The 13,149-nt window shown below is 66.0% G+C and carries 8 protein-coding genes; 6 read left to right on the plus strand and 2 right to left on the minus strand.

Translation table 11 applies throughout. From position 1 onward, the window contains the following. The first annotated feature begins 382 nt into the window (after window positions 1-382). The 6 genes from AB4Y82_RS10780 to AB4Y82_RS10805 all read left to right on the plus strand — a co-directional run bounded on the left by AB4Y82_RS10780 (window position 383) and on the right by AB4Y82_RS10805 (window position 9,787). Entirely contained in the window at window positions 383-2,299 is a 1,917-nt protein-coding gene (locus tag AB4Y82_RS10780; RefSeq protein ID WP_441603087.1) for a S53 family peptidase, read from the plus strand. Between the two features lie 169 nt (window positions 2,300-2,468). Further along, on the plus strand, window positions 2,469-3,794 hold the full coding sequence (locus tag AB4Y82_RS10785; protein ID WP_441603088.1) for an APC family permease: 1,326 nt from the start codon (window positions 2,469-2,471) through the stop codon (window positions 3,792-3,794). A gap of 51 nt (window positions 3,795-3,845) precedes the next feature. Continuing rightward, a complete protein-coding gene (locus AB4Y82_RS10790; protein ID WP_441611271.1) occupies window positions 3,846-4,376 on the plus strand; it encodes a (2Fe-2S)-binding protein in 531 nt (176 codons plus the stop codon). Continuing rightward, window positions 4,373-6,637 (plus strand): molybdopterin cofactor-binding domain-containing protein, encoded by a 2,265-nt coding sequence (locus tag AB4Y82_RS10795; protein WP_441603090.1) that lies wholly within the window; start codon window positions 4,373-4,375, stop codon window positions 6,635-6,637. The genes AB4Y82_RS10790 and AB4Y82_RS10795 overlap by 4 nt, the downstream gene beginning before the upstream one ends. Before the next feature lie 221 nt (window positions 6,638-6,858). Then, complete coding sequence (locus AB4Y82_RS10800; RefSeq protein WP_441603091.1) at window positions 6,859-9,111, plus strand: patatin-like phospholipase family protein; 2,253 nt, start codon at window positions 6,859-6,861, stop codon at window positions 9,109-9,111. A gap of 94 nt (window positions 9,112-9,205) precedes the next feature. After that, window positions 9,206-9,787 carry a hypothetical protein gene (locus AB4Y82_RS10805; RefSeq protein WP_441603092.1) on the plus strand — a complete coding sequence of 194 codons (582 nt, stop codon included), beginning with the start codon at window positions 9,206-9,208 and terminating at the stop codon, window positions 9,785-9,787. 83 nt (window positions 9,788-9,870) lie between these two features. On the opposite strand, the gene AB4Y82_RS10810 is transcribed toward AB4Y82_RS10805, so the two are convergent. Beyond that, window positions 9,871-11,790, minus strand: coding sequence for a hypothetical protein (locus AB4Y82_RS10810; protein WP_441603093.1), 1,920 nt, complete (start codon window positions 11,788-11,790; stop codon window positions 9,871-9,873). Window positions 11,791-11,836: 46 nt separating this feature from the next. After that, entirely contained in the window at window positions 11,837-12,751 is a 915-nt protein-coding gene (locus tag AB4Y82_RS10815; protein ID WP_441603094.1) for a hypothetical protein, read from the minus strand. Window positions 12,752-13,149 lie beyond the last annotated feature (398 nt).

A 13,149-nucleotide genomic window follows, 5' to 3' on the forward strand; every position in this document is an offset into this window, starting at 1 on the left:
AGGGATGTCCGCGACGCACAACCCTTCTATTGTGCCGCAAATGGCTCCTGGGCTTGAAAAATACCCGCAAGCCGTTCTTTTTCCGGTCAAATGCTCGGCCAAAGGGCCAGCCGACTAGGCCATAGGTTGTAGGCGCAATAACTTGCGGTCGCAAATCAAGCAACTGCCTCGTTGTCGAAATTTATTACGCACCGGCGTTCACTTCCAGGATGCCCTGGTCAGCGCTAGCTTCACCGCACCAGCGCGAGTGTCACTCCAGGGGGCGGGCTGGGATTTTGGGGAAAGCGATTACGTCCGTTTTACGGCCTCGCTGAAGGGCGCGGCGGCGCGCAGGGGCGTCGTCGATGCGCAGCGTCGGCTGTATCTACCCTGGAGAAACAACATGCTCTCGACGTTGCATCGCAAGTCGCTCGCGGTCTCTCTCGGCCTTCTGCTCTTCGGTGGCGCTACTTCGGTAGCGATGGCTGCCGGCAGTTCGTCACCGGCCGATCTCGGCCCAAGCAACACCAGCCAGAAAGTGAACGTTACGCTCGTACTGGGCCTTCGAAACCAGGCGGCGCTGGAGAGTCTGGTTTACAGCACGGTGACCCAGGGTAACCCCTCGTACCACCGCTTCCTCACCACCGATCAGTTTGCCGACCGCTTCGGCGCCTCGGCCAGCGACATCGCCAAGGTGCAGGCGTTCGTCAAGCAGCAGGGGCTCACGCAAGTGGAACTGCTGCCCAATCATCTCGCCATCAAGGTGAGCGGCACGGTCGGCCAATTCAATAAAGCCTTCCAGACGTCCATCCACGATTACCAGAGCGCGGATGGCACGACCTTCCATCGGCCGAGCAATCAACCCACCCTGCCCTCGTCGCTGTCGGGCACGCTGATTGTTGCATCGGGCCTGAGCACCGAGGCACGTTATCGCTCGCATCGCGTGTCGGCCTTCGAGCCCGTCGCGCCCGCTTCGGCATCGACGATGAGCCCGGCGGCCAGAACCGCTGCGGCGGCGCCTGCTGCGCCGCCCTGCACCGGCAATCCCACCGCCACCTGCACGCCCGGTGAGTTCACCGTGGGCGATGTAGCCAATCGCTACAACATCAATCCGCTCTACAAGGCGGGCGTGAACGGCAAGGGCTCGACCATCGGCATCGCCACGCTGGCGGATTTCCTGCCGGCCGACGCGTATAGCTACTGGAGCGCCATCGGCTTGTCGGTCAAGCCCAACCGCATCACCCAGGTGCATGTGGACGGCGGCGGACCGCTGAGCGGCCCGGCCGGTTCCGGCGAAACGTCGCTTGACGTAGAGCAATCCGGCGGCCTCGCACCGTGGGCAGACATCATCGTCTATGACGCGCCCAATACCGATGCCGGTTTCTTCGACGTGTTCAATCAGGCGGTGTCCGACAACAAGGTCGACAGTCTGTCGGTAAGCTGGGGTTCGCCGGAAATCCTGTATTTCCCGCAGACCGAAGGCGGCGTGGATTTCACTGATGAGCTGCGCGCCTTCCATCAGGTGTTTCTGGAAGCCGCGGTGCAAGGCATCTCGATGTTCGCCACCTCGGGCGACTCCGGCGCCTATGACACCGTACGCGGCTTTGGCGGCTCGCTGACCGATCCGGTACCGCCGCCGCTGACGGCGGACGCCCCGGGATCCGATCCGTTCATCACCACCGCGGGCGGCACCACGGTGCCCTTCAGTTACAGCTTCCGCGGCGGTCCGGTCGAATCGATCACCAAGGAAGGTGTCTGGGGCTGGGATTACATCCAGACCTATTTCAAGAAGAACCTGGGCCTCAACGTTGCCGTGTTCTCGGTGGGCGGTGGTGGCGGCGTGAGCGTGTTCTGGCCGGTGCCGCTGTACCAGGCGTTCACGCCCGGGATCAAGAAGAGCGAGAAAAACCAGCGCTGGCTGTTCCCTGAGTTCGGCATCGATTACACGCTGCCGGCCAACTACAAGGGCCGCAATGAGCCGGACATCTCGCTCAACGCCGACCCGGAAACCGGCTACAGCCTGGTCTCCTCGCTGGATGGCCCGGGCCTGCTCACCGGCTCAGGCGGCACCAGCTTCGTCGCACCGCAGCTCAACGGCATCAGCGCGCTGCTCAAGCAGGCCACGCGCGGTCGCCAGGGCTTGTGGAACCCGCAGATTTATCCGCTGCAGAACATCTTCGGCTACGGCGCTTTCTCGCCGTTCAACGACATCAAGTCCGGAGACAACTGGTTCTACAAGGGCGTGGGCGGGTATGAACCCGGTGCCGGCATCGGCACGCTCAACGTGACCAACCTGGCGCTGTTCATGACGGTGTTCTAAGCACCAGCGCCTGATCGTCGACGAAGGGCCGGCCTGTGCCGGCCCTTCTCTTTACTGCCCGGCCGGCCTGTGCCGGCCCTTCTCTTTTGCCGGCCCGACGGACGTCGAGGGCTTGCCGATACCGGCCCCAGTTGCGATGCTCGCTGCACTTTCCCGCAGCGAAGCCTTCATGACCGACACCTCGACGTCCGGCGGTTACGTCCGCCGCCTCCGACCGTGGGACGCGGCCATGATCGTGGTCGGCGGCATCATCGGCGGCGGTATCTTCCTCAATCCGTACGTCGTGGCGATGCGCACATCGTCCGGTCTGTCGCTGCTGCTGATGTGGATCGGCGCCGGCTTGCTGACCCTGATCGGCGCACTCTGCTATGCGGAACTCGGAGCGCGTCGTCCTCATGCGGGCGGCAGCTACGTGTACCTGCGCGAAGCGTTTGGCCCGCTGGCCGGTTTCCTGTTCGGCTGGAGCATGTTGCTGGTGATCTATTCCGGATCGACCGCAGCGGTGGCCACCATCTTTGCCAGCTACGCAGCCTCCCTGTTCGGCCTGCCCGCCAGCGCCGCCACCAGTCTGGCCATCGGCGCGCTGGTCTTTGTGGCACTGATCAACCTGTTCGGCCTGCGCCTGGGTGCCCAGGTGCAGAACCTGTTTACTTTGCTCAAGCTGCTGGCCGTGGCGGTGCTGGTGGTTTGCGGCCTGTTCCTGGCCGGCGTGAGCGGCCACGGCATGCTGGCCACCGACCCGCAAACGGCCGACGTGGGTTTCATGGGCGCCGCGCTGCCGGTGCTGTTTGCCTATTCCGGATTCACCTATCTCAACAACCTGGCCGGTGAGGTCAGCGAGCCGCAACGCACCCTGCCACGCGCCCTGTTCATCGGCATGCTGCTGGTGATCGCGGCTTATGCCCTGGTCAACCTCGCCTATCTCGCGGTGCTCGGCCACGCCGGCCTCGCCGCCAGCCGCGCGCCCGCGGCCGATGTGATGCAGCGGGTCTTTGGCACGGCAGGGGCAAAACTGATCGCGGTGGGCGTGGCGATTTCCGCGCTGGGCTTCTGCAATATCACCCTGGTGGCGGGTGCCCGCGTGCTGCAGGTGATGGGCGAAGACGGCCTGTTCTTCCGCAGCGTGGCCCGCCTGCATCCGAAGCACCACACGCCCAATGTCGCGCTGTTGCTGCTCTCTGGCTGGGCCATCGTGCTGGTGTGGTCCGGCAGTTACGGCCAACTGCTCGATTACGCGACCTTTGGCGACTGGCTCGCCTGCGCCTTTGGCGTCGGCACCTTGTTCTGGTATCGCCGCCGGGAAGGCGATCAAGCCAGCTTCCGCGTACCCGGTTACCCGCTGCTGCCGCTGATCTTCATCGCCACCATCGGCCTGGTGATGGTGCAAAGCCTGCGTAGCAGCCCCCTGAACACGGGCATCGGCCTGCTGATCATGGCCGCCGGCATCCCGGTCTACCTGGTCTGGCGACGCCTGTTCAGCCGGGTTACCTCCTAAGCATCGCGCTCCGATGCCACAATAAGTAGATATCCAAGGAGTTCTGTACCGATGGCGCAGTCGCAAGACCAGTTACCGACACCCGGAACAAGCAACACCATCGTGGCCGAGAAGGTGCGCGAGGGAGTCGATCTGGAGATCAATGGCAGGAGCTATCGCCACACCGGTGACGATCAGATGCCCCTGCTGTGGTATCTGCGCGACGTGCTGCGCCTTACCGGCACCAAGTACAGCGGCGAGCACGGCGAAGGCGGCTACGACCTGGTGCTGGTCGACGGCAAGCTCGCCTCGGCCACCACCCTGCCCGTGGCCAAACTGGCCGGCAAGGCCGTGACCACCGTCGAGGGACTGGCCGCGGCCGACGGCAAACTTCATCCGCTGCAGCAGGCCTTCGTCGACGAAGACGCCATTGGCTGTGGCTATTGCACCCCGGGTTGGCTGATGGCTTCGATCGATTTGCTGACGCGCCATCCGCAACCGAGCGACAACGACATCGACCAGTTGCCCAATCTTTGCCGCTGCGGCTGCCAGACCCGCGTGCGCCTCGCCATCAAGCGCGTCGCCAAGGGAGCGCACGCATGAGCCGCGCGAACGACCACACGCCGCAGCTCTCGCGTCGACGTTTCCTGCAGGTGCTGGCCGGTAGCGCCGGCGCCTTGATCATCGGCATTCCGTTCGCGGACGCCGCCGACGCGCCGGTGCCCGCCGCCATGCTGGGCGACACGCTGTATGGCCTGGGCGCCTACGTGCGCATCGATGCGGACGGCAACATCGTGATCGGCGTGCGCGATCCGGACACCGGCACCGGCACGTCCACCTCGCTGGCGCGCATCATCGCCGACGAACTCGATGCCGACTGGACGCGCGTGAGCGTGGTCTCGCTCGGCCTCGGCGTGGAAGACGACAACGGCCAGCCGCGCTGGATCTACGGACACCAGACCAGCGGGCTGGGCGATTCCATTCCCGCTGCGTGGGCCGATCTTCGTGGCGCCGGCGCGCTCGCGCGCTGGCTGCTGCTGCAGGCCGCGGCGCGACGCCTTGGCGTTCCCGCCGACCGCCTGCGCTGCGAAGAGGGCAGCGTCATCGCACCCGATGGTCGTCGCTTCGGCTACGGCTCGCTCGCCGATGCCGCCGCCAAGATCGCCCCGCCCGCCACGCCGGTGCCGCCGAAGTCGCCCGAGCATTACAGCCTGATCGGCCAACCGGCCGGTGATATCGACGCGCGAGCTATCGTCACCGGCCAGGCGCCGTATGCGCTGGATACCTATCCGGCCGAAGCGCTGATCGCCGTGCTGACGCACTGCCCCTGGCCTGACGGCAGCGTGGAGAGCCTGGACACGACCGACACCATGGCGGTGAAGGGTGTCGTCAAGGTCGTGCAGATCAAACCGGAGGCGGGCATTCCGCTTGGCCAGACGGTGCGTTCGCCCGCCGTGGCCGTACTCGCTGAAAACACCTGGGCCGCCCTGCAGGGTCGAGCGAAACTCAAGTTGCAGTGGAAGGCCGGCGCACAAAGCGAAAGCAGCGCCTGGTTCGAACAGCAGGCCAGCGACGTTCTCAATGACAAGAACGCCCAGCCAGCCGCACGCGTGCGCAACGACGGCGACGTCGACGCCGTCGCCAAGAAGGCCGCCCGCCGGGTGGAAGCGACCTACGTGCAACCGTGGCTGGCGCACGCCACGCCGGAACCGATGAATTGCGTGGTCCGCATCGACAAGGACGGCGCCGTGCTGGTGGTGCCGACGCAGGCGCCGCAGAAGGCTTGGAAAGTCGTGCAGCGACTCACTGGCCTCGCCCCTGCGCAGATCGAAATCCGTGTACCGCGCGTGGGCGGCGGCTACGGCCGTCGCCTCGATCACGATTACGTCGCCGAAGCCGTGATGCTCGCCAAGGCAGTCGAGAAGCCGGTCAAGCTGATGTGGACGCGCGACGAAGACCTTACGCAGGATTTCTATCGCTCGGCCACCGTGCACAAGTTCAGCGCCACGCTGGACGGCAAGCGCCAGGTCACCAGCTGGAACCAGCGCATGGCCAGCGCCTCGGCGCTGGCGCAGCGCGGCGTGGCCGACAACCGCCTATGGACGTCCGAACTGGATGCCCATCAGTTGCCGGCGGGCCTGGTGACCAACTTGCGCAGTGACTGGTATTCGCTGCCGTCGGCGATGTTGCGCGGCCCTTCGCGCGGCATGCCGAACGTCAACAATGCATTCGCCGTCGAGAGCTTCGTCGACGAGATCGCGCAATCGCTCAAGGAAGATCCGCTGGTCACGCGCCTGCGCCTGATCGGCGAGCCGCGCGTCATCCCGCTCGGCGACAACCGCACGCTGGACACCTCCCGCCTGATCAATGTGCTCAAGCTGGTGGCCGACCGCATCGAGTGGAAGAACTGGCTGCGCACCGTCAATGGCCTGGGCATCGCCTGCTGGCACGTGGACGGTGCCTATGTGGCGCACGCGATCGAGACGTCCCTCCAAGGCAATAAGCTCAACATCGAACGCGTGGTCTGCGCGGTCGACGTGGGCCGCGTGATCAACCCCACCGGACTGGAAGGCCAGGTCGCAGGCGCCACGCTCGATGCGCTGTCCACCGCGTTGAATCTGTCGATCAGCTACAAGGACAGTCAGGTGCAGCAGCGCAGCTGGAAGGACTACCCGCTGGCGAACATGGCCCAGTTGCCGGACACCACCGAAGTGATCATCGTGCCGGGCGATCGCGATCCCACCGGTGCGAGCTTCCTGGGCATGCCCACGGCAGCGCCGGCCTTGGCCAATGCAGTGTTCCGCGTGAGCGCCGTGCGCGTGCGTCGCTTGCCGCTGCTGAAAGAAATGCTGCGCATGCTGTAACGGTCAGGGAGCCGCCCGGCTCCCGCGTCCTGACGAGTAGCCTCACGCGAGAGCGCAGGCTACCGGGCACGGAAAGCTTTGTGACGAAACCGTGCACGAAAACCCGCAAGATGACAGACGCATTTGAGTAATTTCACGGACGCGCGCCGCGAAATTCTGCCCTAGGATGCCTTCACTCGGCGCTACTCAAAGTAACGCCGTTTGCGTGCCTGGGGGTAAGAATGCGTCGACGCGTTGGCTTGTTCCTCTTGCTCTGCCTGTGTGCCGTGCTGCCCGTCTGGGCGCAATCCGCACCGCCTCCTGCGTCGGGCCGATGCATCGGCTTGGTGCTTGGCGGTGGCGGCGCGCGCGGCGCGGCGCACATCGGCGTGCTTGAAGTACTCGAGCGCGAGCACATCCCGGTCTGCCGTATTTCCGGCACCAGCATGGGCTCCATCGTGGGAGGCATGTACGCGGCCGGTTATTCGCCACAGGAAATGCACGAGATCATCACCTCGCTCGACTGGGACGACCTGTTTTCAGACAACCCCGCGCGCGGCGAACTGCCGATGCGCCGCAAGGATGCCGATTACCGCTATCTGCTCAATTTCGAAGTGGGCTACAAGAACGGCCACATCATCACGCCGGCCGGCGTGGTGCAGGGCCAGAAGCTGTTGCTGTTGCTGCGCCGCCTGCTGATTTCCACCTGGAACGTGCACGACTTCGATCAATTGCCCATACCGTTCCGCGCGATCGCCACCGACATCGTGGCAGGCAAGGCGGTGGTGTTCGGTTCGGGCGATCTGGCGCTGTCGATCCGCTCCAGCATGTCCGTGCCCGGCGCCTTCGCGCCCACCAATGTCGATGATCTGCTGCTGGTCGATGGCGGCCTGATGGACAACGTGCCGATCGATGTTGCGCGCAGCATGGGCGCCACGCAATTGATCGTGGTGAACGTCGGTTCGCCGCTGGCCAAGCGCGAGCAACTGAGCAATCCGCTGGCCGTGCTCAACCAGATGGTGAGCGCGTTGATGGAAGACAAAACCCGGCAGCAGCTCGCCACATTGGGCAGCAACGACATCCTGATCACGCCGGCGCTCGGCGACATGAGCGCCGCGGAATTCAATCGCGGCACCCAGGCCATCGCCATTGGTCGCGCCGCCGCCGAAGCGGCGCTGCCTCGGCTGAAGGCGCTGTCCGTGGGTCCGGAGGAATGGGCGAGCTACACCGCACAACACCGGCAACGAGAGTTCGACCCTGGACTGGTCGCCTTCCTCAAGGTGGACGCCGCGCACACGGACACGGCTCAGTATGTCGACGAGCGCCTCAGCAAGGACGTCGGCAAGCCGTTCGATCCGAACAAGCTGGAAGAACAAATTGGCAGCATCTACGGCCGCGGCAACTACCAGCAGATCGACTACCGCCTGCAGCAGCAGGGCAATGATCGCGGGCTGTTGATCATTCCACGCGACAAGCCCTGGGGTCCGCTGTACGGCAAGCTCGGTTTCGAGTTGAACGATGATTTTGCCGGTCGCAGCGAGTACCTGATTTCCGCGGAAATCACCGCGACCAACCTCAATCGCCTCGGTGCCGAATGGCGCAGCACCTTGTGGGCCGGGCGCATCGGCGGTGTGGCCACCGAGTTCTATCAACCGTTCGGCCAAGGCGCATCGACTTATGTGATGCCTTATGGCCTGCTGCGCAACGAAGACTTCCCGGTCTTCACCTCCGATGGCGACAGGCAGCTGGCGGAATACCGGATCAAGCGCAGCTATCTGGGCTTCGAAACAGGATGGTCGCCGTTCTCCTATTGGCGCGTGCTGGCCGCCTATACGCGTGGACGCGACAAAGGCGATTTGCGCATTGGCGACCCCGGGGATTTTTTCAACGCGCAGCAGGACTATAGCCAGGCCAAGGTGGGGTTGGATTGGGACAGCCTGGACAACGCGCAATTTCCGTCCAAGGGTGCGCATATCAACCTGTCCTATGACATGTACCGGCCGTGGCTGGGCGGCAATCAGACCGGCGACGTGGCGCAATTGAACGCGGACTGGGTCCCCGATTTCGGACTGGCGCAGTCCCGCTATCACCTGCTGCTGGGTCTGCGCGCCACCAGTGCCCTCTCGCATGACGCGCAGATGGACCGGTTCTTCGAGGCGCAGCAGTTTCTGGGCGGCTTCCTGAATCTTTCCGGCTTCGCGGAGCGCTCGCTGCATGGCGACCAGGCCGTGCTCGGTCGCGCCGTGGTGTACCGGCGCACCGGCCAGATGGACGCGCTCTTTTCGACGCCGATCTATATCGGCGCAAGCCTGGAAGCGGGCAATGCCTGGCAGAGCCGCAGCCAGGTCGACCTGGGTTCGCTGATCTATGCCGGCAGCATGTTCCTGGGCGTACAAACGCCCCTGGGGCCATTGTTCCTCGGCTATGGCTACGCCCAGGGCGGCCACAATTCGGTCTATCTCACTTTCGGTTCGCTGCTGCGACCCTCGCCATGAGAGTGGGCGTCAATTATCGCGAAGTCTCCACGAACCCCACCGCACAATCGCTTTGCCACCCGCCCGTTGGACGGGCCTTCCAGGAGCCATCGCCATGAAAGCGTTGCGTCTGCTCGTGATCGTCGCCGGCCTTGTGCTGAGCGCGTGTTCCAACGTCAGCATCACCAGCCAGTGGCGCGATCCGTCGTGGCCGGGACCGCCTGCAACCAACGTGGTGGTCGTGGGCATCTCGCGCAGCGACACCATGCGCCACGTCTTTGAGGACACCTTCTCGCAGCAGCTGCAGGCCGCAGGCATCCAGGCCGCCCCCAGCTATACGCAGATACCCGCAGGCACCACCGGTGCGATTGGTCTGCGCGACCTGGTCAAGTCCAGCGGCGCCCAGGCCGTGCTGGTGACGCGCGTGCAACGCGTGGAGCAAAGGGTCAGCGTCACGCCGAGCGGCCCGATGTATGGCGGCTTCTATGGCTGGTACGGCGGCGCGTGGGCATCGACCCCCGACGTGCAGCAATACGACGTGGTGACGCTGGAAACGAGCGTGTGGGATCCGCGTTCGGAGAAATTGATCTGGACGGTCACTACCCAGGGGATCGGCATCAACGACATTCCCAAGGCGACCACACAGCTTGCGCAAGCGCTGATTCCCAAGCTGAAAACCGACGGCATCCTGCGCTAAACGCGCGATGCATGGGTGAGTGACGGCACTGCGCCGGACCCCACCACGCCAAGCGGGCGCCGCCGACGTGATGGCCCCAGCGATCAGTGGAACTGGTCGCTCGCGGGTACCCACGTCGTGCTGCTGCGCGCTGGACCTGCCGGCAGGGTCACTTCAGTCGGACAGCCTGGCGGCATGGGGCCACCGGCCACGCGCGCCGCGGCGCATTGGGCGCTGTTGTCGAGCTTCACGGTCGCCATTGTTGGCGCGGCGGCGCCCGGTGCAGGCGGAACCAGCGGATGGGTCGGCGCCAATTTCATCTTGTCGTAGACCACGTCGTCCACCGGCTTTGGCGGCGGATTGCCGTCGCCGCAACCAAACAGCGCCATCGGGAACAGCGGCATCACCACGCATTCCACGCGCACGCCGCGCGGCAGGTTGAAGGTGTGGCGCATGGTGGTTTTCTCGACCGCGCGGCGCAGTGCCGTGTCGATCGAGCTTTCCCCTTCGGGCGTCCAATCCTTTTCGAACCGCGTGGGCGTATAGCCGATGCTAGGCGTGCCGTGCGACATGATCTCGGTATTGCCGTGCGGCTTGAGCTGGACATAGGTGCCCACGGCGCCTTCCTGCTCGCCCTGCCCTTTGCCGCCCTGACCGTTGCTGGTTCCGTTGCCCTTGCCGGGCGGCAAGCCGAGATTGAGCCCCTTGCCACCGGCGACGTTGGGCGACTGGTCGACGCCGTTGGCCTGACCTGGCGTACCCGTGCGGCTGCCCTGCGGCGTCGCGTTGGGCGCACTGCTCTGGCCGCTTTCGCTGGACGATCGGCTCGACTCGTTGCTGGCGGTGTTGGACTGCGCGCTGGATGCGCTTTGCGTCGATGCGTTGGCTGCCGACGACGGCGCGGCATTCTGAGTGGGCGCCGCCTCCGCTGGAGTCTCCGATAGCTGCGGTCGCTCGATCGACGGCTGGTTGTCCAGCGCGATGGCCTTGGGTGCCGCGACGTCCAGGTGCGGCGCCTGCGGATGTTCCAGCGACGGCTGCGGATTAGGTGGCAACGGCACGGCTTCCAGCTGCGGCTCTTCCGCCACGCGGATCGCCGGCGATTCGATCGTCGGCTGTTCGCGCGGCACCACCGGCGCCACCGGGCTCGGCTGCGGCTGCAGGTTCACGGTAGGCGCCGCCTGCGCCGGCAGCGGCACAGCCTGCAACTCCGGTTCGGGCGGCGAAGCGGGGGCTTCGGGTCGGGGCACGGCCGCAATGCTCGGCGGCGTGGTGACCGGCACCGCTTTTTCCAGCGCGACGGTCGGTGGGGTGACCACCGGCGCCGATTGCGGCGGCACCTCAGGTAGCGCGAGCGAGGCCGGCGGTTGCACCGGCTGGTTGCCTTCCGCCTGCGGTTTGCGAATGGGCTCGGGCTGGAATTTCGGCGGCACCGGCTTCTCTATGGCCGGCGTTTCCAACGCGACCTGCGGCGGCTCCGGCGCCGTGGGCACCGGTTGCAGCTGTTCGGCAGGCGCCGGCTTGGGCAACGTCACCGGCGGCAGTGGCGCAGCGGTGATTTCCGGCTTGGGCGCGGTGGCCTTGGGCACATCGGTGACCACCGGCGTCTGCATGGCCGGCACCGGTACGGGCGAAAGATCGTTATTGGTGCGCGTGGACGAGCTGCTGCGGCGCGCCGTGCGCGGCGCATTGCTCGCGTTGCCCCGATGCACCGGACCCACCTGCTTGGGCGGCGTGCCGCGCACCGGCGGCGGCGGTGGCGGTTCTTCCTTGGCTTTCTCGATCAGGCGCACCACCAGCGGCGGCGTTTCGTCGTTGAGTTCATCCAGCTCGTAGGCAGGCCCCAGGATGATGCCGACCAGAAAAGCGAGATGGACGAACAGCGCGCCGACGAAGGCGATGATGCGCAACCAGCGGTCGCGCGGACGTTCCGCGCGGCGCCGACGATAGACGCCCGCGCTCTCCGCCGCCGACTTGGGCGATGGAAGCGTCACTGTCAGCCGGCCCGCGGATTCCCTGTCCATGGGCGAAGTGTAATGGGCAGTGACGAGGTTCTGAGCAGTCCCCTGCTCAACCGCCGTCCTGCGTCGATGGATGCGACGCCCGTTCCTGCATCTCGGCGTCGACCGAGCGCGTCGGCGTGTCGACCGGACAGCCCTGCGGCAGCGGTTTCTCCGCGCGATAGATGGCGATGCATTCGGCCACGCTGATGGTCTTGGGCGGCGGCGAACCGGGCGCCAGCTGGTTGGCCGGCGCCATGTTCATGCGCATGTCGCCGTCATTGGATGGCGGAGGCGGCGGCGGGTCGCCACCGCAGCCGCCACCCAAGGCCAGCAGCGAAACGGAGCAATGGATGCGCACGCCGGGTGCGATGTGGAAGGTGTGCGAGACGGTGCTCTTGTCCACGCCTTTTTTGAGCGCGTCATCGACCGAGCTGCCACCGCCCTTCTGCCAGTCCTTCTCGAAGCGGGTGGCCTTGTACGGCACGGTGGTCGTGTGCTGCATGATCTTCGCATCGCCCTGCGGCATCTGGCGCACATAGTCGCCCTCGGGCGCGGGAGCGGCCGTGCTTGCCGTGGCAGGCAGCGCGGCCTGACCGGCAAGATCCGGCTGCGGCGAGGGCGGGCTGGAACTGGCAGGCGCCGGCGGCTCGGGCGGCAGACTTACTGTCATGGCGTTCTTCGCCGGCGGCTCGTGCACCACCGGCTTGTTGACCGGACGTGGTGGTGATGCCGGCTCCGGCGGCGGTGGCGGTGCCAGCTCGGGTGCGGCGACTGGTCCCGGCGGCGTGGTCGCGCGAGGTATCAACCGCACCAGCAGCGCACCCGTGCGCTCCTGCTGGGCCCGCGCGGCCGCCTTGCCCACTTGCATCTCGTGCCAGGTCAGCCAGCCAAACAGCACGTGCAGCACCAGCACGATGCCCAGCGCCAGCCAGCGACGCCCGCGGTTGGGCGGAGGCTTTCGCCAGCGCAGCTGATGCAGCATCGCGCGCGTGGGTCCGTCGAGAGGCGCCAGCCCACGCGTTGGCGGGCCCGGGGGCGTCCAGCGATGGTGTTCGACCTGCTCGGTGTGCTCGATGGGGAATCTCTTCTGGACTGCGGGGGCTGCCGGCCGGCCATCCGGGGCGGCCATGCGGGGATGGGGACTTCTGCTGACCCGCGCAAGCGCCGAGGGTTCCCCGTTGACGCCGTTTGGCGGGTTCATCGCACTGCAACTTGACCCGGGCGGCCATTGGCGAAAATCTACACAAACGGCCAACCCGGCCGTACCCGCCATGACCGCCCCCGCGTCCTGCACGCCTGGACGACCATGACGGCCCGCCATCGTCAGCCGCTCGCGCGGCTTCGTGCGGCGCCGCAGGTCACGTCGGCACGAACCCGCGC

It is taken from the genome of Dyella sp. 2YAF14, assembly GCF_052114725.1.
Taxonomy (GTDB): domain Bacteria; phylum Pseudomonadota; class Gammaproteobacteria; order Xanthomonadales; family Rhodanobacteraceae; genus Dyella.

Coding starts and splice junctions, on each gene's coding strand:
- AB4Y82_RS10780 (WP_441603087.1), top strand. CDS start 383: ATGCTCTCGACGTTGCATCGCAAGTCGCTCGCGGTCTCTCTCGGCCTT.
- AB4Y82_RS10785 (WP_441603088.1), top strand. CDS start 2,469: ATGACCGACACCTCGACGTCCGGCGGTTACGTCCGCCGCCTCCGACCG.
- AB4Y82_RS10790 (WP_441611271.1), top strand. CDS start 3,846: ATGGCGCAGTCGCAAGACCAGTTACCGACACCCGGAACAAGCAACACC.
- AB4Y82_RS10795 (WP_441603090.1), top strand. CDS start 4,373: ATGAGCCGCGCGAACGACCACACGCCGCAGCTCTCGCGTCGACGTTTC.
- AB4Y82_RS10800 (WP_441603091.1), top strand. CDS start 6,859: ATGCGTCGACGCGTTGGCTTGTTCCTCTTGCTCTGCCTGTGTGCCGTG.
- AB4Y82_RS10805 (WP_441603092.1), top strand. CDS start 9,206: ATGAAAGCGTTGCGTCTGCTCGTGATCGTCGCCGGCCTTGTGCTGAGC.
- AB4Y82_RS10810 (WP_441603093.1), bottom strand. CDS start 11,790: ATGGACAGGGAATCCGCGGGCCGGCTGACAGTGACGCTTCCATCGCCC.
- AB4Y82_RS10815 (WP_441603094.1), bottom strand. CDS start 12,751: ATGCTGCATCAGCTGCGCTGGCGAAAGCCTCCGCCCAACCGCGGGCGT.